This window comes from Nostoc sp. LEGE 12447 (genome assembly GCF_015206985.1).
Lineage (GTDB): Bacteria > Cyanobacteriota > Cyanobacteriia > Cyanobacteriales > Nostocaceae > Nostoc.
This window is the reverse complement of record NZ_JADEXT010000011.1, coordinates 119,889-145,331: the sequence shown is the minus strand read 5'-3', so window position 1 is coordinate 145,331 and position 25,443 is coordinate 119,889. Positions and strand designations below refer to the sequence as shown.

General features: G+C 41.6%; 17 protein-coding genes and 1 pseudogene. 8 read left to right on the top strand and 10 right to left on the bottom strand.

Features of this window, described 5'->3' with window-relative positions:
* Nucleotides 1-133: 133 nt before the first annotated feature.
* The 5 genes from IQ274_RS14605 to IQ274_RS14585 form a co-directional block, all read right to left on the bottom strand.
* Entirely contained in the window at nucleotides 134-769 is a 636-nt protein-coding gene (locus IQ274_RS14605; protein WP_194142675.1) for a hypothetical protein, read from the bottom strand.
* Between the two features lie 70 nt (nucleotides 770-839).
* Nucleotides 840-1,445 (bottom strand): hypothetical protein, encoded by a 606-nt coding sequence (locus IQ274_RS14600; protein WP_194142674.1) that lies wholly within the window; start codon nucleotides 1,443-1,445, stop codon nucleotides 840-842.
* Nucleotides 1,446-1,554: 109 nt separating this feature from the next.
* On the bottom strand, nucleotides 1,555-2,694 hold the full coding sequence (locus IQ274_RS14595; RefSeq protein ID WP_194142673.1) for a 3-oxoacyl-ACP synthase III family protein: 1,140 nt from the start codon (nucleotides 2,692-2,694) through the stop codon (nucleotides 1,555-1,557).
* A complete protein-coding gene (locus IQ274_RS14590; protein WP_194142672.1) occupies nucleotides 2,691-4,454 on the bottom strand; it encodes a thiamine pyrophosphate-binding protein in 1,764 nt (587 codons plus the stop codon). Before IQ274_RS14590 ends, IQ274_RS14595 begins: the two co-directional genes overlap by 4 nt.
* A gap of 49 nt (nucleotides 4,455-4,503) precedes the next feature.
* Nucleotides 4,504-5,571, bottom strand: coding sequence for a methyltransferase (locus tag IQ274_RS14585; protein ID WP_228058195.1), 1,068 nt, complete (start codon nucleotides 5,569-5,571; stop codon nucleotides 4,504-4,506).
* 11 nt (nucleotides 5,572-5,582) lie between these two features.
* Here IQ274_RS14585 and IQ274_RS37360 point away from each other — a divergent pair, with 11 nt between their 5' ends.
* On the top strand, nucleotides 5,583-5,711 hold the full coding sequence (locus tag IQ274_RS37360) for a hypothetical protein (RefSeq protein ID WP_265578545.1): 129 nt from the start codon (nucleotides 5,583-5,585) through the stop codon (nucleotides 5,709-5,711).
* Nucleotides 5,712-5,731: 20 nt separating this feature from the next.
* Here IQ274_RS37360 and IQ274_RS14580 read toward each other — a convergent pair whose 3' ends face one another.
* The gene (locus tag IQ274_RS14580) at nucleotides 5,732-7,273 is read right to left on the bottom strand and encodes a class I adenylate-forming enzyme family protein (RefSeq protein ID WP_194142671.1); all 1,542 of its coding nucleotides are present in this window, start codon (nucleotides 7,271-7,273) and stop codon (nucleotides 5,732-5,734) included.
* Between the two features lie 95 nt (nucleotides 7,274-7,368).
* On the bottom strand, nucleotides 7,369-9,075 hold the full coding sequence (locus IQ274_RS14575; RefSeq protein WP_194142670.1) for an HAL/PAL/TAL family ammonia-lyase: 1,707 nt from the start codon (nucleotides 9,073-9,075) through the stop codon (nucleotides 7,369-7,371).
* Between the two features lie 304 nt (nucleotides 9,076-9,379).
* Here IQ274_RS14575 and IQ274_RS14570 point away from each other — a divergent pair, with 304 nt between their 5' ends.
* The gene (locus IQ274_RS14570; RefSeq protein WP_194142669.1) at nucleotides 9,380-13,648 is read left to right on the top strand and encodes a beta strand repeat-containing protein; all 4,269 of its coding nucleotides are present in this window, start codon (nucleotides 9,380-9,382) and stop codon (nucleotides 13,646-13,648) included.
* A 42-nt stretch (nucleotides 13,649-13,690) separates the two neighbouring features.
* Nucleotides 13,691-13,873 (top strand): annotated as a pseudogene (locus IQ274_RS14565) (Uma2 family endonuclease); the annotation flags it as partial.
* Between the two features lie 75 nt (nucleotides 13,874-13,948).
* On the opposite strand, the gene IQ274_RS14560 reads toward IQ274_RS14565, so the two are convergent.
* Nucleotides 13,949-15,676, bottom strand: a complete 1,728-nt coding sequence (locus tag IQ274_RS14560; protein ID WP_194142668.1) for a ShlB/FhaC/HecB family hemolysin secretion/activation protein — start codon at nucleotides 15,674-15,676, stop codon at nucleotides 13,949-13,951.
* A 209-nt stretch (nucleotides 15,677-15,885) separates the two neighbouring features.
* A complete protein-coding gene (locus tag IQ274_RS14555; protein ID WP_163926855.1) occupies nucleotides 15,886-16,257 on the bottom strand; it encodes a hypothetical protein in 372 nt (123 codons plus the stop codon).
* A gap of 648 nt (nucleotides 16,258-16,905) precedes the next feature.
* Here IQ274_RS14555 and IQ274_RS14550 point away from each other — a divergent pair.
* A complete protein-coding gene (locus tag IQ274_RS14550; protein WP_163926856.1) occupies nucleotides 16,906-17,601 on the top strand; it encodes a response regulator transcription factor in 696 nt (231 codons plus the stop codon).
* Nucleotides 17,602-18,197: 596 nt separating this feature from the next.
* Here the strand turns inward: IQ274_RS14550 and IQ274_RS14545 are convergent.
* Nucleotides 18,198-18,482 (bottom strand): Npun_R1517 family heterocyst differentiation transcriptional regulator, encoded by a 285-nt coding sequence (locus IQ274_RS14545; protein WP_012408225.1) that lies wholly within the window; start codon nucleotides 18,480-18,482, stop codon nucleotides 18,198-18,200.
* Nucleotides 18,483-19,361: 879 nt separating this feature from the next.
* Between IQ274_RS14545 and IQ274_RS14540 the strand changes: the two genes are divergently transcribed.
* From IQ274_RS14540 to IQ274_RS14525, 4 genes are all read left to right on the top strand, one after another.
* Nucleotides 19,362-19,727, top strand: a complete 366-nt coding sequence (locus IQ274_RS14540) for an NAD(P)H-quinone oxidoreductase subunit M (protein WP_114081065.1) — start codon at nucleotides 19,362-19,364, stop codon at nucleotides 19,725-19,727.
* A gap of 512 nt (nucleotides 19,728-20,239) precedes the next feature.
* Nucleotides 20,240-22,525: a protein phosphatase 2C domain-containing protein gene (locus IQ274_RS14535; protein ID WP_194142667.1), complete on the top strand. Its 2,286-nt coding sequence runs from the start codon at nucleotides 20,240-20,242 to the stop codon at nucleotides 22,523-22,525.
* Nucleotides 22,526-22,803: 278 nt separating this feature from the next.
* Nucleotides 22,804-24,384, top strand: coding sequence for a CHAT domain-containing protein (locus IQ274_RS14530; protein WP_190933941.1), 1,581 nt, complete (start codon nucleotides 22,804-22,806; stop codon nucleotides 24,382-24,384).
* Between the two features lie 147 nt (nucleotides 24,385-24,531).
* Complete coding sequence (locus tag IQ274_RS14525) at nucleotides 24,532-25,179, top strand: hypothetical protein (RefSeq protein WP_163926859.1); 648 nt, start codon at nucleotides 24,532-24,534, stop codon at nucleotides 25,177-25,179.
* Nucleotides 25,180-25,443: the final 264 nt, after the last annotated feature.

Below are 25,443 nucleotides of genomic sequence, written 5' to 3'. Positions count from 1 at the left end.
GCGCAGATTGAGCAATTAAACGGTTAATTATACCAATTTCTTGTCTGTAAATAGAAGTATAAAAATCTAAGCTGCGTTGTATACTAACATTTTCTGGCGAGAAAAAACACCTAAGCTGAGAGTCGCAAAATTACTAATTGCTTGCACCAACACCATCATATTGATTTTTTGGCAATGAAAAAATATCTTCAATTGAGGTTTTAACAGGTTGTTCAAATTTGACTTTCCCCATAGTTATAGGAAAATTCCAGTAGGGATGAACAGACATTAATGCCTGATTCGGAACATTTTTTGGTTGAGCTACAGAATTTTGGAAGGTGTTTTCAGGATAGCGAAAACGAACTGATAGCGCATACTTTGATTGACGAGCAACTTTGGGTACAAAAAGGATAAACTCATCATCTTGTGGAGAGTCTTTCGGAAGATTGGGAGAAGCTTTGACTAATTCAGGACGGAGTAAAGTTACAATAGTTCGAGCTTCATCATGGGTTGCTCTTTGAGGGCTTTGGGAACCTTGTTCTGATATTTCATCGCCAATATTTACCGCATATTCGACGACAGAACCGTCGTACTCACTCAACATATCTGGACGAATTGGTGCGCCTCCTCGGATTGAGTCATCAAAGATAAAGTAGCCGTTGGCTTGCTCGCCATTAAAACTAAATTTATGTAAGGCTGCATGGGCTGGGAGATGATCAATTATTCCCTGAGTGAAAAAAACTGCGAAAGTTAAGATGGATGTAATTATTAGTTTCTTCCAAAAGTTCATTATTTTTCCTCTTTTTTACAAGTAATAGTTATCGGCTTGTAAAGACGTTGCCATACAACGTCTCTACATCTTAATCAGATATCTTTTCTATCTTGGTTTTTACAGGTGCTTTAACCAAAGCTTTACCTAATGTTTTGGGAAAATCTACTTTGGGAAATACTTCTATTTCAGCCTTTAGAGGAACCTCTGTTGGTAGTCTTGTAGATCCATTGAACGTTTCTTGGGGATACTTGAAATAGCTAACTAGGGAATAACTGGACTTTGGCTGTCGTTCAAAGTTACGTACTTGTAAAAGGAAGAGATCGGCAGGTAATAAAACATTATGCTCGTCATCTTTCCCATATTGTTTATCGTGTTGCGCTCGAATTTTTGCTAAGACTTTATCTTCTTCTCTGGGCAAAAAGACAATGGCATTACTAACTGTGCCTTGAAATAATCCTTTGTCTCCTAAATCGACTTTATAATCGCGCCCTCCACCGTAATATTGAGTCATGTAGGGCGATTTGGTTTCACCTTTGGCAGCAGTATCATAAATAAAGTAACCGTTGGCTTCTTCACCAGTGAAAGTGAATTTGTATGTAGCAGCCTGAGCGGTAGATGTGCTGATTGTTCCTTGGAATAGGAAGACTGCGATCGCAATCACAGATACAATCGATATTTTTTTCCAGAATTTCATAAAAACCTCGCAAATTTGATAGGTAAGGGAACGAACCGCAAAGGACGCATTCGCGCAGCGTCTCGTCAGAGAAGAGCGCTAAGGAAGAAGGAAAGAAGAGAAATCAAAATTAATGAGATAAAGCACTAGAAATGAGAATTTTCTGATTGTGTAGGGAAAGGCTCAAGGGGGGAGCGGGTGGAGTTCCTAAAGCAACATCGCCCCAACGCATGACGCTAGCACCTGCATTGGATGAAGAACCCATTGTATAAACAAGAACTAAATCGTTTTCACGGATTTTACCTGCTTGGGCGGCGTGGTAGAGATTAGCTACGGGGAAGGTAGGGCCGATATTGGCGTAGAAAGGATTCAGGTTAATAGTCCGTTCTGGATTAATACCTAATGCACGGGTGCAAACCTGCGAATACCAAGCGCTGGGTGTGTTAAAAGCAAAAAAGTCAATTTGATCTAAGCTGACATCAGCAGCTGCGATCGCTCCGTGACAACATAGACGAATAAATTTCACGGTTGTCTCGTTAAACATCTTACTTGCGCCCTTACCTCCCCGGATGAACATTCTGATGTTCCCCTGTTCATCGGTGGTGAATTCGTTATAAAAGGCTCCACAAGTGGCGGCGGTATTGGCAATTTTAGTTCCCAAAATTCCTTGATTGGGTTGGAGTTCACCCACAATAAATGCTCCAGCTGCATCGCCTGACAAGAAGGCGAGGGTATCATTCTCATCGGTATAACGGGAATATGTAGAGGAAACAACCACTAATACATTGCGATATTCTCCCGTTTGGACTAGAGAACAGGCTGTTTGTAGGGAAACTAATACAGATGTGCAGGTTGATTCTATATTCCAGGCTGCGCTGGATAATCCTAATTTCCCGGCGAGAAAGGCTGCATTTCCTGGTGTGACTTGTTCGGGAAATAACGAAGTTACAAGCATCAAGTCGATATCTTCGGGCTGTAGTTTTGCTGCTTGCAGAACATCGATCGCTGCTTGATATTCTAGAGATAAAGAGGTTTCATCTGGGCTGACTACTCGCCGTTCAACAGTACCGCGAAAGGGATCGGACATATAAGGGGCTACTTCCTGTGACCAGATATCTGTAGAATTATCTGTGACAAACAACCTAGCCAAGGTTTTTTGTTCAGCTTCCGCCACCATCTGGGGAAAATTATTTCTGTAATAATCGTTGGTGCGGATGGTGCGAGGAAAATTCAGGGCGATCGCTCGAATGCCAACTGGTTGTAAAATCATGATCGTTCTCCTTTAGATTCGATTGCTCCTTGTTGAATGAGGCTGCGAATTCTACCGCCAATGGGAGCAGGTTGTTTGGGGTCTAAGTTAATGTCAACAACGAAGGGAACAGTAGCAGCCAAAGCTCTTGTTAACGCTGTTTCCAATTCCAATTCTGTGGAAACGCGGATACCGTCTGCACCCATTGATTGGGCAAGTTTGACAAAATTGGTACTCGGTATTCCCGTATCTACGCCTTGAAATCCTTGTAAATTCATGCCTTGGGCACACATATTGTAGCGTCCGTCATTCAGTACAATCCAAACGGCGGGAATGTCGAATTTAACGGCGGTGCTAACTTCGCTATTCATCAACATCGCACCATCTCCCACAATGGCGATCGCTTTACCATTTCTTCCCCAAGTCGCCCCCACGACTCCAGTCACAGCATGACCCATCGCCCCCACGCCAGTACTAATGCGGTAGCGTCCTGGTTGGGTAAAGCGCAGTCTGTTAGTCGCCCAAGCGAAGGAATTACCAGCCTCAGCTAGGATCACAGCATCGCTATCCTCAACGATGATTTTTTGAATTGCATCCATCAAAACTTCTGGTCTGACTAAACCATCTATATGAGGAGAAGGCGGTTGTAACTCTGGATTGGGCAATATTGGGGAATTCCCTCGACGTTGGGGAAAATATGCTAGTAGAGATTTGAGGTAAGGCTTTACTTCCGATTGAATTGCGAAAGTTGGTACAGATGGATAGGCTACTCCCGGTACTTCTGGATCTATATCTACATGGATGAAGCCACCAGTAGGAATCATCAAGGGATTCCAGAAAGAAGTCGGTTCACCTAAACGAGTTCCTAAAACTAGGATGCGATGGGGTGGCTGTGACTGCATATATGTGAGGACAGAAGCATGACCACTGAATCCGGTAACGCCGATAAACTGGGGATGATTTTCGGGAAAAATGCCCTTAGCGCGAGGCGAACACATCACCGCAGCCCCGGTGCATTCTGCTAATTGGCGAACTTCGGCGGCGGCTTCCCTAGCACCAAAACCTACCCAAATGGCAAAGGGTTCTTGAGAAAGCAACCGCACCGATTCAGCGATCGCTTCTTCGCTGGTAACTGACACCCCACGAGTAAATCCGAATTGCGATCGCGCTGTGCATGGTTTGGTTTGAATTGGGGTAGGAATACTGATATGGGCGACAAAACCGCCTGGTTGGGATAATCCTTGCGCCAGTCTGCGGGAAATTTCCGGGATTTCCTCACCAGTTTCGACGATGGTGGCGTAATTGAATAATACACCTGGGGTAAATATACCTGAAATCGGCAACGTATGAGCGCTGGTTTCTTGACAAGCCCAGCGTCCGCGATTTCCAGATGCGGTGGTTGCAGATAATAGAATTACCTTTGCACCTTCGCCTCTGGCAGCCAGCAATCCGGTGAGGGCGTTGGTAATACCGGGGCCAGTGGTGACGAACACAACCACAGGGCGATCGCTAGCAAAGTGGGCTTCACAAGCTGCAAAGGCTGCTCCCGATTCGTGGCGAAAGTGTAAAACTTGAATTTTGCTGCGGTTGAGGGATGCCCACAGTGGCCCAATTCCACCACCAGAAACACCGAATGCAGATTCGACTCCCATATCTTCTAACATCTTGACTACAGTTTCTCCAACGGTGAGTTCGGTTGATGTTAATTGGGTCAGTTTGCTGTTTGTAGGTGGTGAGAAAATGGAAGATCCAGATGTATTTGTAACTGTTTTTGTGTTCATACAAGTAAATTTGATGCGTATAAGTTAAGTAGTCTTTCTTGAGCAAGAATTAGGGTTTACGACCAGTAATGATGCTCCAGTAACTTGAAGCTGGTTTAATTTCAATGTCAATAAAACCTGCTTGTTCCAACATCATTGATAATTCCTGACCTGAATATTGTTGACCTCCCAGCTTTAAAGATATATTTAGGTTTTTAACTGCTACTGGGAAAGGGCCTGTTTTTTGTTCGTTAAATAGCATTTCATGGAGGATAATCCGCCCTCCACTCAATAAGCTATTAAAGCTTTTTTTTGTGAGAATTTGGCATTTATCTTGTTGCCAATGATGATAAATCGCACTGTAAAAATGAAGATCGCCTACGGGAAAAGGATCACTCCACATATCAAAGTCTTGTGTTGCAATCCGATTCTGCAAGCCATAATGTATGATAAATTCCTGAGCTATTTCGCATACTGTAGGTAGTTCGAGAACAACAGCTTGTAAATTCGGCCATTTTGACGTTGCACCAATTGAATGAGCCGCCGAACCTCCACCAATATCAATAAACAATTTATATTCAGACAAATCAATGAGTTCTGGCCAAATTAATGCAGCCGCCATACTTGGCCCATGCATACTAGAGATAAAGCTACGGATAAATTTAACATTATTACCAAAGGTGATGGCACGCATGAAATCATGATTTTTACTCAAAGATTCCATCATATTTTTGCTAGGAGAATTATTGGTAAATAAAGACTTTTTTAAAGTATCAAATGAGGATATATGCTTGCGTTCATCAAAGATCATCATTTCTAATAAAGCACCGAAATATGTGGGACTACTTTCGACCAAATAGTCTTTTGCAAGAGGAGTAAGTGAATAATAACTATTTTCTAATTCTACTAATTCGATAGATATAAGAACTGCTAATACAGCTTCGGCTGGACGTTGGAAAATTTTTAGTTCATCACAAATTTCTGCTAAACTACGTGGTTTTTGAGATAGGAGAGGGAATAGTTTAATATCATAAGCAACTAGCAGTACTTGACGACCTGTATCTGCAAAAATAAGATTCCATAATAGTAGTTCGTCAGTTTTGGGTTTTTGAATTGTCATAGATGTAGTTGTATTCATGATTTTTGGATATGTTTGATGAGTTAATTGAAGTTTTAGGTAAAGTAGCAATTGCACAGATAAGCCAGTGCATTGGGCGGGTTCCTGACTTGCAGCAACTGGCGCGACGCAGAGAGAAGAATGAGGAGAGGTTTCAGTGAATAATTGAGAATTGCTAGATTTATCTTAACTGTGTGGGAAAACTTAGAAATTTATTGGATGTACTGGTAAATTCTTCATCACGTAAAAATCGCTTTATCACCTTGCCTGTAGGATTTTTGGGCAGTGAATTCACAAATTTAATTGTTTGGGGAATCTTGTAAGTTGCTATTTGTTGAGAGCAAAATTCTAGAATTTCTTTTTCTGTAATTTTGTGACCATTTTTAACTACAATGTTGGCTTTGACTATCTCGCCTTTTATGGGATCGGGAAGTCCATAGATAGCAACTTCAGCAACAGCCTGATGTTTATAAATGGCATTTTCTACTTCTGTTGGATATACCTTAAATCCACAGACGTTAATCATATCTTTTAATCGATCGGCGATGTAGAAGAAGCCTTCTTCATCCATACGACCAATATCACCACTGTGCAACCAACCATTTTTAATTACTTTTTGAGTTTCTTGAGGACGATTCCAATAACCAAGCATCACATTGGAACCTTTGATTACTATTTCACCCAATTCTCCTGCTGATACTTGAAAACCGTTAGCATCCACAATTCGCATTTTGACATTTGTAATTGGGACACCAATGGAACCAAACTTATATTTTAAATTGTGGTTATAGCTAGCGCAGGGTGAAGCTTCGGTTAAACCATATCCTTCATGAATCACCTTTTTATACTTGTCTTGCCAAGATTTGGCAATTTCTACAGGCATTGGGGCGGCAGCGCTAAAGTAATAACGCAGGCTGTCAAAGTTATATTTAGAGGTGTCTTGATTCAGTAATCGAATAAATACAGTCGGTACACCAAAAAACATAGTGGCTTGATATTTTTCAATGCTTTCTAAGACTTGATCTAAATCAAATCTCCTTTGCAAAATGATAGTTGCACAAACATTTAGACCAGCATTGAAAATCGCATTTTGACCAAAGCAATGAAACAGTGGTACATACAGTAGCAATCTATCAGTTCGACTCATCTCGCAACAACGATTATGTGCAGAGATATTAGAAATGATATTACCGTGGGAAAGTGTTGCACCTTTGGGGAAGCCTGTGGTACCAGAAGTATAGACAATACTAGCTGGAGAGTTCCATTCCATCTCCATAGCGCGGGTGATGGGAGAAGCGTTTGAAATCAAATCTGCAAAATCTATGTCGTTATTAACTACACCTTCAGCAATGAGAATATGTTGTAAATGGGGTAAATCAGCCTCTGTTAATTGCAAACGACCCGATTCTGTGGTGACAATAGCTTTAGCAGCGCAATCATTGAGAATGTAACTAACCTCGGCAGACTTCAGCATGACATTTAGTGAAACTGCGATCGCACCAATTTTCAAAATCCCCAAATAAGCGATCGCAAACTCCGGTATATTGGGTAAAAACAACGCCACGCGATCGCCTTTTACAATGCCCAATCCACGCAAAGCATTGGCTGTACAATTCACTAAACGGTCAAGTTGCCTGTAGGTATAAGACTTATCTTCGTAAACTATGGCGGTCTTGTTGGGATATAGTCGATGACCGCGTTCTACATGATGTGCGATATTCATAGCTAGGGAATGGGGAATAGAAAAATTTGCTTCTGAAACAAAATAAAATCTCGCTCAAAGTGTCTTTCTTTGCGCCCTCTGCGGTTCGTTTATCTTTATTTATTCAAACTAGATAAAACTCGACTAACAGCAGTCACAATTTCTCCACCAGCCGCAATATCAACCGCAATTTTACTAATATGCAAATCCAGAGCTTGTTCGTTGTCATCCCACACATAGGGGCGTTCCTTAGATGGCGATCGCCCCACCACATTCCGTACCGCCATATATAAATCCCTAGTTGCGGGAGACAAAGTTGCACGCGCATCATAATGTCCTGCGAGCGTGTATGTACGCAAATCCACGGATTGCACCCCAAACATCAAAGCCACAGCCATATATTGCTGAAAAACTTCTACACTGGTTCGCGCTAAATTCGCCGAAGCAAACCCTTGACTATTAATATTCTGGTTGTATTGTTCCGCATGGGTAGGATATCTATCAGCAATAGAATTTCCATAGAAAGTTAATAGGGGCATAATCGAATTGCCAGTAATTTGTAACCCCTTCAAACCCATATTTACACGGCGCTGTTGATTGCCAACTAACGACGGAGACAGCCCATTATTAAACTCTGGTGCAACTAAATAAGCGATTTGCACATCCAAATGTTTCGCCAACATCCCAATATAATAACGCAGTCGATCCATTCCTACGCCAATATATTGCCCTAAAAAATTACCGCCATGATAACTCGCTTGATTTTCAACATCAATCAACGGATTATCAGTCACAGAGTTGATTTCTACCTCAACCTGTTTAGCAATTTCCTCAATCCCATCCACAATTGGCCCCATATACTGTGCTAAACAACGCAAAGAATAACGGTCTTGAATTGGATGCTCATCTCGATAATTATGGGAACCATCTAACTCATCACGAATTAAATGTGAACCTAATAATAAATCTAGCATTTGTGAAGCAGTCCAAACTTGCCCAGAATGAGGTTTTAGTTTGTGAATGAATGGATGAAACGATTGATTAGTACCTGATAAACCTTGAATTGCTAAAGCATGGGTAGCTACACTTAAGGCTAATAAAACTTTCGTCTGTTGTACACAATTAGCTGCAATTCCAGTCATTACCGAAGTCCCATTCATCATTGCTAACCCTTCTTTTGGAAGTAATTGCAATGGCTCTAAACCCAGCTTTTTCAGTGCTGTTGGTGCATCCATTTCTTCACCGTTAAAATCTACGGTGTAGTTAGAATTTAAACCAATCAATGCCCCAGTGATATATGCTAAAGGCGTTAAATCACCACTCGCACCGATTGAGCCAAATTCGCAGACATGGGGTGTAACACCAGCATTTAAAAATACCAGCATTCGCTTGATGAGTTCCAAACGAATCCCCGATGCACCAGTAATATGGGAATTTGCACGGAGAAGCATCGCAGCACGGACATCAGCCAGAGGTAATTTTTTTCCTGCACCCACCTTGTGATACCACATCAAATTATTTTGCAGCAAAGCCGCAGATTCAGGAGAAATCACCACGTTGGCCATACCACCGAAACCAGTTGTCACCCCATAAATCGGGTCGCCAGATTCAACCGCATGATGAATAAAATCGCAGGATGCTTGGACATTGGCTAAACTTTTGAGGTTGTCAGTTAAACGTACCTGTGCCCCATAACGGGCTACACTAATTACTTCTTCGATAGTGAGATAGCGATCGCCTACAAGCACAGTATCATCAGAATTGTGTACAAAAGGAAATGCAGTTTTACCAGCAGTGTTTTTACTTAAGCGAAGCGTATCCATATTTCTGAAAGTTGTGACTAATGAATTGATAATTCAGGCTAAAATATGCAATTAACTTGTAAAAACTTTAAGAAGTGTAATTACTTAGCCTAAAAAGCAAGTGACTAATTAACGTTCAGTAGTTTTACTGTTGCCGATGAGTTACACAATATCCGACATCTTCATGCTACACATCCACTTTTTCTGCTTGTTTGTGTGCAGTTTTGATACCTGGAAAATGCAGAAAAGTGCATAATTAACGTTGTTAATGATCCAAAGGTGCAGTTCTATTAGATACTCAAGTAATCTATATAAATAGCACCCAATGACGAGCAACTACGGATTAAACAGGTGTTTGCAGTTCGGATTGGCAGCGTTGCTGGGCTGCTTAAGTGTAAGTCTCTTCACTAGCAAAACCCAGGCACAGCAAAGCAATATCGTTCCTGATAACACACTTGGCGCTGAGTCCTCTCAAGTTATAGGCAACTTTCAGGGACTACCCATAGAAGTAATTACTGGTGGTGCAACCCGCCAAATCAATCTATTTCACAGCTTTCAAGAATTTAATATCAGCGCGGGGCGGGGGGCATATTTTTTCAGTCCTAGCGCAGATATTCAGAATATTTTGGCACGAGTGACAGGTAATAACCGTTCAGAAATTTTGGGTACACTCGGCACATTTGGTAATTCTAGCCCGAATTTATTTTTGATAAATCCCAATGGCATTGTGTTTGGAAAAAATGCCAGTTTAGATGTGCAGGGTTCATTTGTGGGGACGACTGCCAACGGTGTGCAGTTTGGCAATCAAGGGGTTTTTAGTGCCACAAATCCCCAAGCCGTGCCATTGTTGACTATTAATCCTTCAGTATTGCTGTTTAATCAAATCCAAGCAAGTGGGGGAATTATCAATCAATCCCAAGCACCCGCAGGGACAAATCTTATCGGACAAGATGTTACGGGTTTGCGAGTTGCTGATGGTGAAAGTTTGCTGCTGGTTGGTGGAAATATCAATATAGATGGTGGTGGAATTCACGCTTATGGCGGAAATGTTGAGTTAGTAGGTTTGGCTGCACCGGAAAATGTGGGATTGAATATTGCTGGTGATAATTTGGGTTTAGTTATACCTGAGAATGTGGAACGCGCCAATGTTTCGTTGACTAATGGTGCAGAAGTGAATGTTCGCGGTGCGGGTGGCGGGAATATCAAAATTGAAGCTCGAAATGTAAACTTAGTAGGGCAAAGTATACTCAGAGCAGGAATAGATATAGGTTTAGGTACTCTCAATACTAAAGGTGGAGATATTACTATTAATGCCACAGGAGATACAACGTTAAGAGATGAAAGCCTCATTGCTAACGTCGTGCAAGAAAGAGCATTTGGTAATGCTGGCGATATCAATATTACGACTGGGACATTGACGTTAAGCGATGGTGGAAGAATCAGTGCTAGTATCTTCGGACAAGGTAATGGAGGAAATGTCAATATCAATGCTCAAGGTGATATCAGTTTTCGTAACTCAAGACCAGGGGAACTTAACGGAATTTTTTCCCTGCTAGATGAGGGTGCAATAGGTAATGGTGGGAACGTTACTATTAATACTAGATCCTTGGAAATAAACGATGGTTCGCAAATTCAAAGTAGGACTAGCGGAAAAGGTAATTCTGGTAATATCATCATTAATGCTCGTAATAATATTTCGTTAAATGGTAATAACGGTAATACATTTAGCCGAATTATTAATAATGTGCAATCCACTATTGGAGGTAATGGAGGTAATATAGAAATCACAACAGGTACGCTAAAAGCTACTAATGGAGCGTTTATTGCTAGTAGTATGTTTGGCAAAGGAAATGCTGGAAATATCAGCATTAATGCCCTTGATAATATAGTCTTCGATAATAATAGTGATGTTAGTAGTGAGGTGTTTAATGGGGGGGTAGGTAACGGAGGAAATATTTACCTGAAAACAGGTTCATTCTCGTTAACTAACGGTAGTCAAATATCAACAGATGTATCAGGACAAGGTAATGCCGGAAATATTACCATTGAAGCCTCTGATAATGTCAAGCTAGATGGCGTTTTCATCGACGCGGGGAAGTTTGATCTTAATGACTTGGATTACGATAAATCCAGTGGTTTGCAAAGCAACTTAAACATTGGAGGTGTCGGGAAAGCAGGAAATATTCAAGTGACAACGGGATCGCTTTCTGTTACTAATGGTGCTGAAATATCTAGCTTTACTGCTGGAGTTGGAAATGGAGGGAATATCACTATTAATGCCCGCGATAATGTTACATTTTCAGGTTTTGGAGGCAGAAAAAAAGATGGCAGTACAGTATCAAGTTTCGTTACTAATAATCCCATAGGTAATGGTGGTGAGATTCGCATCACTGCGGGTAATTTACTATTAAAAGATGGCGGACGATTAAATGCTAGCAACGGCGGACAAGGAAATGGAGGTAATATCTTTCTTGATGTTGGCAATACTATTACTTTTGATGGAATTGGCGGTAATGGTTTATCTAGTGGTGCCAGTACGGAAGCATACAATGGTAACGCCGGAAATATTCAAATTGAAACGGGATCGCTGTTTTTCACAAATGGCGGTAGAGTATCTTCTTCACATAGCGAAGGAAAAGGTAATGGTGGAAATATAACCATTAATGCTCGTGATAGAGTAACTTTTGATGGTGTCGTCAAGGGTGGAACTTTTGGTCTTGACAAAATTGGTATTAGCGGTTTATTTAGTTATTTGCTGAGTGGTGAAGGTAAAGGAGGTGACATCGAAATTACAACAGGATCACTTTCCGTCACCAACGGTGCTGCCATTGCTGGAGACACAGATGGACAGGGAAATGGCGGCAATATCACCATCAACGCCCGCGATACAGTTTCCGTTAATGGTGCAACCATTTCTGCAAACACATTGGGACAGGGAAATGGAGGCAATATCACCATCAATGCCGGCGATACAGTAACTTTTGATGGTGGAGAAAATGGTTCACTTGCTTCCGTAGGCACTAATGCGCTAAACAATAGCACGGGTAAGGCTGGAAATATCCGCATCAACGCTAGAGAATTATTTGTAAAAAATTATGCTGCACTCAGCGCTTTTAGTGACGGTCAAGGTAATGGTGGTAATATCTTTATCGATACGCGCGATGCTGTTACCTTTGACGGAACCAATGCTAAAAACTCTTTGACTGGGGCATATACCTTTGCCATTGGAAGCGCGAATGGTGGAAATATTGAGGTTAAAACAGGAACGCTAACGTTAACAAATGGCGGTAGAATCTTCACCTCGGCAAAACAAAATGCTGGAAATATCAAGATTGATACCCGCAATGCTGTCATTGTCGATGGTTCTAGTGGCAATAACACAAGTGGCACTTTTAGTTTTTTGTTGGATGGAGGTGTTGGCAAAGGTGGGGATATCCAAATAACAACCAATTCCTTAAAACTAAGCAACGGCGGACAACTTGTTGCGACCAGTTTAGGTCAAGGTAATGCAGGTGACATTATAGTTAATGCTAACGATGCTATTAGTATTGATGGTGTCGGTAGTAATGGAAGCTTAAGCGGTGCTTTTAGTACCTTAGAAGGTGAAGCTGAGGGTAAGGGAGGCAATATTAACCTGACAACAGGTTCTTTATTTTTAACCAATGGGGGAATAGTCAATGCTGGTACTTATTCTAGAGGCGATGGGGGTAATATCACCATTGATGCACGCGATCGCATTTTGATTGACGGTATTAGCACCACAGGTTTTTCTAGCGGTGTTTTTAGCACAGTCAATCCAATAGCTGTAGGCAATGGAGGTAATATTAACCTGACAACAGATTCTTTATTTTTAAATCGCGGGGGAATCAGTTCAAGCAGCTTTGGGCAAGGGAAAGCCGGAGATATTAATATTAATTCTAGTTCCACAGCACTTGATAACAAAGCAGCTATTGCAGCAATAACTAATTCTGGCGATGGGGGAAATATTAATTTAACTGCTAGCGATCGCTTACTCTTGCGTAATAATAGCCAAATTTCGACCACCGCAGGTACAGCGCAATCAGGTGGCAATGGTGGTAACATCGACATCAATTCAAGATTTATCATCGCCATCCCCAAAGAAAACAGCGACATCACAGCCAATGCCTTCACAGGAATAGGTGGAAATGTCGAAATCAATTCACAAGGTGTCTTTGGTATCGAGTCGCGTCCAAAGCCAACCGAAAAAAGTGATGTTACCGCCAGTTCGGAACTAGGTGTTGCAGGTGTAATTAGCATTAACGCACCTGATACCAGTTCCATCCAAAATAGCTTTACCGAATTACCTCCAGTCATCGATACCAACGCACTCATCGCCAATAGTTGCATTTCACGCAGCACCAAGCGGCAAGAAAACTCTTTTACTATCACGGGTTCTGGTGCTTTGACTACAAATCGTCCTGGGGTTTTGGTTTCTAACTACACAACTGGCGAGGTGAGAGGTGTTGAAACTACATCCCGTCCTTGGAAGAAAGGCGATGCAATTATTGAACCACAAGGATTATATCGGCTGAATAATGGACAATTGCTATTGAGTCGAGAATGTTCTAATTAGTGTTGATTCGCTAAAATCAAAACAAATTGGAAAAATCTGACTATGGTAGCCATCCCCCAGCAACTGCCAAAAATGACCATTGAGGAATATTTTGCATGGGAACTCCAGCAATAATTTCGTTAGGAATATGTCAACGGCGAAGTTTTTGCAATGACAGATGGTACAATTCCCCACAATGATATTGCACTTAACTTTTACACAGCTTTACGCCCACATTTACGGGCTCTGTATGAAGGTGTTATTTTTGAAGCAGAAGAATAGCTTGATTTATAGTGCGATCGCTTTTTCTGTAGATGTGGTTCAAAATGGTTGATAGCGGACTGAAAAATTAAAGCCATTCTCTTGCAGTGAAGTACCGCGATCGCTTGTGCCCATAAATGGTATACCATAGTCTGCACGCAATACTAAACCGTTTAAAGGTTGCCAGTTCAAGCCTAAACCCAGGCTAGCAATGGTTTGTGGGTCGGCATTAATACCGCGATTGTTCCAAGCTGTACCGATATCAAAAAAGGGTATTAGCTGTAAAGTTTCCACATTCGATGCTAGGGGAATACGAACTTCCACACCTCCAACTACCCCATTGTCAGCAACAATTTGATTTTGACTATAGCCGCGCACTGTATCAACTCCCCCAATACTGATTTTTTCTAGCGAAAGTAAAGAATCAGGAGTAAGTTGAGTGTTAACTTTGGCCAACATCAAAATGCGGGGAGATAGCCGTTGCACCCATTGAAATTGTCCTACCCAGGAGAAAAAACGCCCATCAGTACCACTATCGTTGATAGTTGGATCAAAAGCATCGATGCCAAAACTAAATTGCGATCGCGCCGCTAAGACACTGTTAGCATTACGTTGTAACCAATCTTGCGAAAAGCGAATTACCGTAACTCTTGATTGCCCATCTTCGGGGCCTTCTGTAAATGAGAAGGGAATATCATTGAGGATGTAGGTTTGACTGCGCCGTAAATCGAATGCCAACGAGAGAGCAAATTCGTTGTTTGGCGTGTGGGTTAGCGGTTGACGGATATTAAAAGAAAGGGTTTCGGCTTCGCTGCGGATATCTAAGTCACGAAATTCGCTTTCAATAATCCGGCTAGCACTGTTACTATAGCGGACACCAATAGTTCCATCTAGAGCGTTAAAGGGAATAGAATAATTGATATTGTAAATATCTAACCCTTCACTACCAGCATATTCAGCGCTGAATTTATCTCCAAACCCTAATAAATTATCGTGAGCAATAAAAACACTTCCTTGTTCTGAACCAACGCTAGGTGATTGATTATTTGCAAAGTTCACCCCAGCATGGAATGGTGGGGATTCGGTAATTGTCACCTGTAAAATATTGCTACCTGGAGTGCTACCTGCGGTTAACTCGGCATTGACTCGTTCAATTACGGGGTCAAGTTGTAATAATTGCAGCGCTTCTTCGAGACGTTTTTGGTTTAAAGGCTTACCTGCCAGCCGTGCAATCCGGGAACGCACGTATGCAGTTTGCAATCTTTGTAACCCTAAAATGGAAATTCCTTCAAGTTCGCCTTCCACAACTTGGATTTGCACAACACCGCTAGCGATATCTTGATTGTTGGGAATAAATGCACCACTGCTGATATAGCCATTATCAACATAGAGTTTGGTAATTTGCGATCGCAGTTGCAATAATTGCTCAAATGTAACGTTTGTATTTTCTAAGGGTTGTTTTAACGCGATAATTTCATCTTTCAAAACAGAATAGCCTGTAATTTGAATTTCTTTGACAAAGAAACTTTCGCCGCTAGGAAAAGTGGTATTGGGTTGATTTTCCTGCTGGCGTGATGGGAGTATAGGAACAGTTTGTGCAGGTGGTGTGGGAGGAATACTTGGTGACGGTGATGGTTGAGGAATGGTTTCTTCTACTTTCCCTGGAATATCGGGAGGAATTGTGATTCCAGATGGCGGTGTCGATTGGGCAAATACTGGGATTGGAGTGATGTTGATGCAGGAAAATAATATTAAAAAAAGCTTTTGAAATCGAAGGTAGGAACCCATTGTTTATATAGTGTGTAAAAGATAGTGTCTAGTGCTATATCAGACTTCTGTTTAATTAGTAATCAACAGACATGATATTAGTAGAGCCTCTGTAATTGTGTTCCCAGACCTCAGCGTGGAAGAGAATATTATTATTTAATTAAAATACCATAATAGATTTCTTGATGATTGCATAAAAGTGCAATCATCAAAATCCCATTGGGAAATTCCTAATATTCTTGATAGTCGCCTCCATGACCGTAAAAAGTTATTCCATAGGTGCTGCAAAGATTAGCTTGACGCATGAGATCATAAGTGCCATCGCTATAAATTGCTTTAACATCATAGGTACATTGATTACTGCTATTACCAAATGTAATCATGTCAAATGAACCGTTAACAATATCTGAATTGAGAATATTATTACCCCAATATCTAGATTTTGCTGAGGATACATATAGTTGAGTAATTTCTAACTCATTGTTGTTGTAAACCAAGAAATCACGGATATCGTTTGCAAGAGCATTTTGACTGGCTAATGGTACTATTGGGAATGCTAAAGTTGTTACTAAAACTGTATTGCGAACTAGTTTAGAAAACATGATAAACCTCTTCATCTGAGTTAATAAAGATTACAAAATTTTTATCAGCAACGGTTAATAAATTTATGCTTTTTGTGTTTTTCGATTTATGAACCGTTTCTTTAATACTCAGATTAAGGGAAATGACTAGGTAATGCATTCACCATTTATGCATATATAGTTGCCTAATTTGTATGGTGCGATCGCATAATAGTACGTGCTATTTTGCAGAAAACTGTATGTAGTATTTTGTAGGGTTGCCAATCAAAAATATAAATATGTCTCACGCAGTCGTTCCCACTTTCTTCGCTCGACTTTATCCAAAATTAAGAACTCGGTTTTCTTTATCCGGCAAAAACCCTGGCTTTTTGGCAAATACTTTTTCCACAAATGATCCAATCTTGTGGGGTGGGCAACATGAGCGCCACATTAACTGGGCGCTCATGTTGCCCACTCCACAATCAATAATTGTATTTTTTTATTTGGAAGTCCCTAAACTTTGCAGTCAGCCCGTCCTTATGAAGGGAGGATGATTACAAAGGTTAAAGGGTTGAACGAGCCCAAGATGTCAACTTTAGAAGTTTTAGGGGCTGTAGAGATAAATTCAGAATGTTCAATGACTGTCAACTTTCGCTAAATTGGAAAAAGGAAAACTCAAGGAAATCTTAAATGTCAGCACAATTGTTACTGGTGGATGATGAACCAGGGATACGGGAAGCCGTGAAAGACTATTTGCAAGAGAGCGGTTTCAGCGTTCAAGTCGCCAGTAACGCCCTTGAAGGTTGGGAATGGATGCAGATGAATACACCTGACTTAGTGATATCCGATGTCATGATGCCCCAGGTGGATGGCTATCAGTTCCTCAAGCAACTTCGAGAAGATCCCCGCTTCCAAGCGCTGCCGGTAGTATTTTTAACTGCTAAGGGTATGACTGGCGATCGCATCCAAGGCTATCATGCTGGTGTTGATGCCTATTTACCCAAACCCTTCGATCCTGATGAGTTAGTGGCTATAGTCGAAAATTTACTAGCCCGCCGCGATGCTAAGGCTAAAACTACAGGAGATGACACTGAAACACCCGATCTTGCTGAACTAGCCAATCAAATTGCCCAAATTAAAGCATTATTAACCCAAAGAAATGCCATTTCCCAATCGCCAGCCCCTTTTAAAATTGATTTGACTCCCAGAGAACAAAGTGTTTTAAACTTGGTCGCTGAAGGGTTGATGAATAAAGAAATCGCCCGTCGTTTGGAAACCAGCGTCCGCAATGTAGAAAAGTACGTCAGCCGTTTGTTTAGTAAAACTGGCACTAACAGCCGTACAGAGTTAGTTCGCTTTGCTCTAGAACACGGTCTGGCTAAATAGGTATTGTGGGCAAAAGAGGCAGAGGTGCAGGGGGCAGGGCGCAAGGGAGAAAATCAATACTTCTTCCTCCTGCGCTCCCTGCTCCCCTGCTTCTTCCTTATTTCCCTCATCTTCCCCTGCTCCCTTACTCTTAGGTAATTGGTAATAGGTAACTGGCTGCCAAACCATAACCTAATACTGGTAATAGATCAAACATAAGTATTTCAGCAAATCAGGCACTTAGCTAAAGTAAAAAGCTAAAAGCAAGGTTATTTATGTTTACTTTGGTCTTTTAGGTTTTCATTGGATTCGCGCCTGTTGTCCAATTCCCCATCTGTAAAGACACAGGTTTTTCTTCCTGCAATTTTTGATAAAAACTCGGTAAAATGCACCCGGCTGAGTTGGCTCTCAGATTCTACCAGTACCCTTTGCTACAAAGTTTTTTAATAGAGGAAACTGTTCCTGGGACTTTGCGCTGCTAAATAAGACTTTCACAAAGTAAAAATCACAAAATTTGATGAATTCTACTTGCTGCTTAGTTTTTATTGCAACGGGGCTATGGGATCAACATTTGATTTGATGCCCAATTCATGCTTCTCACTACTTAAATTACACATTTAAGTAGGTGGATTTTCAGCAGCATTACGCAAGCGCATAAGCTGACGGCGCATTTGAGGTGAAGCTTTAAACTCAGACACTTCCTGCGCTTTAACGGACGCTTGTAGCGTCTCTAGAAAGTCATCAGATCCTTCGGTTAAAGCATCAAGTAGCACTTGTAAGAGTTGCTCGCGATCGCTCAATAGACTCTTTTCCTCAATCAACCGGAATTTGAGATGGATTTCGCACTCATAAACACCTACTTCGAGATTATTTATCTGGCGTGGTAATGCTTTGGAGTTCATAACTATTGAGATTCCTTTACTTGGTTGTCATGAGGGTAAGGAGGTAGATGTCCAGCAAAAATTCTTTATATCTCTTTTGAATCCAAAGTGCTTGAATTAAGAATTTTTCTTCATCAATCACTTTTGTAATCCATTTCACTCTCCTGTGTTTTATTTACAAGCTAAATTTTCACTGTCTAGATTCTGATGTTCCTGTGCCAGATGTAGCTTATGGTAAGCCATAACTATTATTCAGTTTTTAAGATTCTACACAATAAAGTTTCTGTAAGAAGTTGTTCAACCTTTTTAAAGCTTTTTACATCAACTTTATGTGAACGTCAATAACAGTTGGACTTGTTACTTTAATTTTGGTGTTTATACGTAAGTAAAATCGCCTATTTTTTTGAACTTATTACAGCCAGAGGTCGATGTAGCACTATTCAGTGAAATTACTTGATGTACGTTTTTTGCAATAGAAAATTCCGAAGAAATTCATCAGCAGAATTATTAAGGTAAAAACTTTTGTTCTCCATAGAAAAATGTACACAGATCAAATTATTCCTTATGAGTGCTTCACCTTACTGGCTTTTAGGCTTTATGAGTAAGAAAATCCTAGAAGTAGTTAAGATTCACACACCACTATGGCTTGTTTGTATACCCTAAATGAAAAAGTAATTTTTACAGAAAAATAATTGGGCTACTGACAGTACTAGCTGCTAAATGTGTCTTGAACTCATAACAGAAGTAGTAAGTTAATCAGTACAGGTGATATTTTTACTTATGCCCATTCAATATACCCTTTTGAAACTGCGTTCAAAGCTTGTAAATTGAGAGCATTCAAGCTTGAATATAGCGTTTACAATAATTTCAGTGTAATCCACCCAAATCTTACACCCTTTTATGGATAACCCGATGCTGCTCAAGTCCACAACCCGTCATGTCCGCATTTTTGCAGGCGAAATTGACCGGGATGGCGACCTAGTTCCAAGTCAACAGGTCTTAACGTTAGATATTGACCCAGATAACGAATTTAACTGGAATGAAGACGCGCTGCAAAAAGTTTATCGAAAATTTGATGAACTAGTAGAAGCATCCAGTGGCGCAGACCTCACGGACTATAATTTGCGCCGTGTGGGGTCAGACTTAGAGCATTATCTGCGATCGCTCCTGCAAGGCGGCGAAATCAGCTACAATCTGTCTGCGCGCGTTACCAACTACAGCATGGGAGTCCCCCAAGTTGCAATTGACGACAAACAAGTAAGCTAAAAAGTTGCTAGGAGTCTGGCTGAACCCTTCTGACAATTCAGGCAACTTATCAGCAAAAGCCGACTAAAAATCCCCTTTCCCGACGTAGGAAGGGGGAATTTATCCGCTAATTTTGCCAAAATTATATTTGCTATTCTTAATTCTTAATTAAAGTTAATTGTTGCTATCCTACTTATAAACTAAATAAATGCCAACATTCACTGCCTCTTGATGATGCGATAATTCAGCAAAAGCTTGGGGCGCAGTTATGCTTGGGTTATGCTTTGTTAACAGGGTTGGAGCTAGTTGCTTTGGCGATTGAGAGTCACAGAGCAATAGAAGCTATGATGAGGCTGGAGGGTTGACTTAGGAGCGTGTTTTTTAGATAAGTTAAGTATTAGCACCTGCTGATATCGCCAGCTAAAATCATCATCTAAAGTCTGGGTATGTCAATTTTAAGAAAGATGAGCGGTCTAGATTGTCCCTAATAATGCTGTTAAAGAAATTGCCAATCGCTGATCGGTGCGAAAACTATGGAAAATGACGCGGCAACGCTCTACTGTCCAAATGAAAATTGTCAGGCTGCCAACCCCCTGACTCACAAGTTTTGCCAGCGATGTTCCACGCCCTTACCCAAAAATTATCTCTGGGCTGTGGTAGATGGCCCAAGTGTGGGTAGCCCTGGAGAAATATTAGCCGATCGCTATTTAGTCGTTGATAAATTTATTCTTTTAGACACGAAACCTGGTTTCTTAGCGCTAACACCTGAGTTAGAGAATTTACAGCCTCTAAGAGCTTACCTGAGACTCATTCCCTATCGCTTACACGTACCACAGGTATATGGAGTGATTTTTATAGCTGACGGATCTTCCCATGAAAGAGAAATATTACTCTTAGAAAAACCGCCACTATTTAAACCGCCACTATTAGTAGATGACACAATCCAAGTGGATTTGGGCAGCGAGTTAACCACCGCTTGGCGTGATGCAACATCGATGCGCCAACTCAATTGGTTATGGCAAATAGCTCATCTGTGGCAACCTCTGGCAAGTGAAGGTGTCGCTTCTAGCTTGCTTGACTCATCTGTATTACGGGTAGAAGGATCGTTAGTCCGGTTGTTGGATTTGCGTTTCGACAGCGAAATATCGCCAGAATTGCCGCAGTTAGGTGAATTTTGGCAGCAGTTGGTACATGAAGCCAAACCAGCCATAACTGAATTTGTTGAGCAGGTTAGCCTTTCTTTAATTCAGGGAGAGATTAACTCAACTGACCAATTGATTACAGTTTTAGATCAGGGACTTGCACAATTAGGGCGATCGCAAACGCCCACGATCAAAATTATCACCAAAACCGACACTGGCCCAAGTCGCCAACGCAACGAAGATGCTTGTAGCCCTCCCAGTGGAACTCTGATCAGCAAACCACCCCAGCCAACAGCTTTAGCAATCGTCTGTGATGGCATCGGTGGTCACGAAGGTGGCAATGTCGCCTCAAATTTAGCCATTGAAACGATCCAGCAACAGGTACAGCAATTAACAAAAGTTCCCTACGACCACATAGACCCCTCACTACTGCTGAATGACCTAGAAAAAGCAGTGGCAATTGCCAATGACAAAATTAGTCAGCGCAATGACAGTGAAAATCGCCAAGGGCGGCAGCGTATGGGCACGACTTTAGTCATGGCATTGCCTGTTGCACACGAAATGTACATTACCCATGTAGGTGATAGTCGTGCTTACTGGATTACCCGCCAAGGCTGTTATCAAGTTACCCTTGATGATGATGTCGCTTCCCGTGAAGTGCGTCTAGGCTATGCCATTTACCGCGACGCTGTACAACAAAGTTCTGCCGGCTCTCTCGTCCAGGCTTTGGGTATGGGGCCCAGCACTTCATTGCATCCCACCTCGGCACGGTTTATGCTCGACGAAGATGCGATTTTTCTGCTCACATCCGATGGTTTGAGTGATTTTGATCGGGTGGAGGAATACTGGGAAACAGAAATTTTGCCGATTCTAGTTGGGGAAGCAAACATCGCCAATGTTGCCGATAGATTAATCGAAATTGCTAATACTAAAAACGGACACGATAATGTCACCATCGCTTTAGTTCATTATCAAGTCCAATACTGGGAACCAGAAATTACCATCAAAGCCTTCATTCCAGAGAGTTATTCTGCCAAAACTGTTGATTTTGCATCCAGGGCAACAGATACAAGCCTTTTAGGTAGCCCAAACCACAAAACTCAGGTGATTCCCGACACTGAGCCTGCTAAAAATCGCCAATTACCGCTACAGTGGATTGTTCCTTTAATATTTGTGGTGATAGCAGGCTCTTTAGGACTGTTCGTCAAGGAATTGCGATCGCCATCAGGCTTATTTCCATTTCTTCCCAATCCCACACCAACTCAAAAGCCTAACACCCAAGCAACACCCGTAGCGCGATCGCTTGATAACCTTTCTCCTGGCTGGGTAATTCAAACCAACAAGGAAATCCCCTTGAGAAATAAACCATCGCTTCCCCCTGGAGCTTTTTTACAAGTTATCAACACAAATCCAAATTCCAAACCTGCTTCTGGAAATCTTTCGGTTTCTATGCGAGTCTGTCCAAGCAAAAACACGCCAACTCCAGCTAATACTAATAAACCAGCAGTAAATTCCTCAATTCCACCCAATTTGAAACCTTTACCGGAAGCAGTATTGCTGGACTTATCCCAACTAAAAAGCTTTGGTGTATCTGTTTTACAATCAGATGTACCAAATCCCTGTCCAACAGTTACGCAACCGCCAGCTACTCCATCAGCTGACACCAGTCCAACTTAATCAAATACTCGATAAACTGGTAAAAACCTGGAATAATAACAAGTAACAATCAAAGTAAAAAGCTTACAAGGTCAAAAAATAGAAAATTTTCACCTTGAAGAATTGTTATTTTAAATTATCAAGAAAGGCAGGAGGACATTCGGCGATCGCTTAGTCGAGCCGCAGAGGGCAGTTCTTCCTGGAGAAAAACTACCTGATGTTCGTGGACTCGCTTGCCGCCGGCGCTATCCTACCTCCTGCCTCCTTCCATTGTTTTTAGCTTTGAGTTTTATGAATCCATGCCATCCCTGAATTTGGCGATCGCCCGTCTATTAAACACTGGCACTGACAACTTCGCCATTTGGGTGGTCAAGGCTCCCTATCCCAGTGGCTACGTTTTACGTGACTGTGTATGGCCTGTTGAACTCAATCAAGTCTGGCAAGAATGGCAGCAGATGTTTGCTGGCCATAGTCGGCTAGATATTTCCCCAAACTCAACATCTCAAAAGTCGAACCAATTCTCCATCGATTGGATTTCGCCCCCTTCTGGTCAAACCACTGGGCCTTACACCAGTCGTCTGATGCAATACTTGGGAATGAATTTATGGCGCTGGGTATTTGACGGACAAATTCTCGGTAGTCTAGAACGCAGTCGCGGGATTGCTATGGGTCAGCATACACGTTTGCGCTTTCGGCTAGAAATTCGTGACCCGGATCTCATCGCTCTCCCTTGGGAAATTATGCAGCGTGAGCCTGGTCAATCGGCAATGTCTCTCTCCCAAGATTTGCTATTTAGTCGTACCAGCAGTGAAGTTGACCCATTACCGTATTTGCGAACTGACCAAGCTTTAAGTATTTTGCTGGTTTTAGGTCATGATGAAAAGCTGCAACTAGAACAAGAAGCGGCTATTTTACAGCAAAGTCTTGTAGATACACCTGTGGGTGGTAATTCTCAAAGATATGCACCTTGTATAGTGAATAAACTTATACAACCAACTCCACAAGAGTTGATTCAAGAATTAGAAACCAAAGCATATAACGTTTTCTTTTACGCTGGACATGGTTTGCCAGGAGCAGATGGAGGATTACTGTTTTTGCGACCAGATATGCCCCTGAATGGGATAGAATTGGCGCAAGTTTTGACCCGTACAGGTGTGAAACTAGCACTTTTCAACGCCTGTTGGGGCGCACAACCAGCTGCTATTAATCATCAAGCCATACCTGCCAGTAGTTTAGCCGAAGTACTGATCCGTCATGGCGTACCTGCCGTTTTGGGGATGCGCGATGAAATCGCCGATCACGAAAGTCACAGTTTTATTCAAGCGTTTACCGAAGCTTTGCGATCGCATAAACCCATAGATGAAGCCGTATCACTGGCTAGACAAGAGTTATTAACACTGTATAAATTTAATCAACCAGCTTGGACTTTGCCTGTTCTCTACCTGCATCCAGATTTTAATGGCGAACTCATTAAGAATCTAGATGAAGGCATTACCGAACTGCCAGACACAGCCATTCCTGATATAGGTTCACCGCTTCCAACTGCTTCGTTGCGATCGCTTACTCCAAAAGGTAAAACCTGGTTGTTGCGTTATGGAGTTACCCGTATTGGTCGCACGAAAGATAATGATATTGTCATCGCCGAACCATCTGTATCCAAACGCCACGCCGAAATCTTCTGCCGTAATACTCTTACTGATGCTACATTGGTGCGAACTTATTATTTGCAAGATTTTTCCACATACGGTACAACCTGGTTTTTAGGCCCTAATGGATGGCAACAAATCCTCCGAGAGGAAGTACCCCTGAAATCGGGAATGCAGTTAAAGTTTGGAAGTGCTAGAGGCGAAACTTGGGAGTTTATTATTGAAGACTCCTAGTATAGCTATTGCAGAAATGAATTTTCATGTTTAACATCAGCTTTTAAAATCTATTTTTTCCAGAGAAAAAATCAACTGTTTTTGCGGAAATCTCTTGTAAGGAATTGTAGTTGTCAATACCACCAAATAATCGGGAGAAAATAAAAAATGGCTAAACAAATCAACGGCTCAGACACCTTCTCTTCTTTGCCATCTCAAGTAGATTTAGATTTATTAGAAGCACTACTAGAACCAGACGATGCTACCTATCCCTGGAATCCAGCTGATGAAGAATCTGAAGCTTATTTTCAGGAATTAGAACAACAGTTCGGAATGCAAGATTTACTTGAGGAAGAACTGACAACGCGATCGCAAGATTTTTATAGCAATCTGGATACACTTTGGTCTAATATCTCCCTTACGTCAAGCTATAATGACAATCCCCAACAATCACTAGTGCTGAATCTTCAAGAAACACTACGTAATACTTTTGCTGCCTGTGTCCCCCAAACATTGCTCAATACCATCGCCCAGAAAGCTGCTGAGATTTTTGCTGCCCAGCAATCAATAGGTGAACAACTAGTTGAGTGCGTTCAGACAGTGTTACCAACTTGGGGAACTGAGGATCTTTTAGTTTTAGCTCGTCCTTTTGCTTACGCTATGCGAAGTAGCGAATCGAAAAACTCGGCATCTGCCATAAGTAATCTTAACAATAGCGAGTGGACAGCTTTATCAGAAGTAGAGAAAGCAAAGGTCACTTTAGCGATCGCTTCTTATGCTTTTACTCAACTCAACCAGTCTCAGTCTGAACTATAAAATCGGGAATCAGTGACAGTTGATCGGTAACGGGCAATAGAAAAAGTAGAGAAAGCCAAAATCTTTTCATCATGCGCTGTGTTCGGATAGCCCACGCTTTGTAATCGCTATACGTTCAGCGTCATCTCTTGCAAAGATGTTGATTTACATTATGCAGAGGCGCAAAACAAGAGTCAAAAATCAAGACTTTTGCAAGAAGTTAAATGATTTTTATTTTTCAGGCATAGTTACCCCAGAGTAAATTTACAGTACGCTTATTTTCTA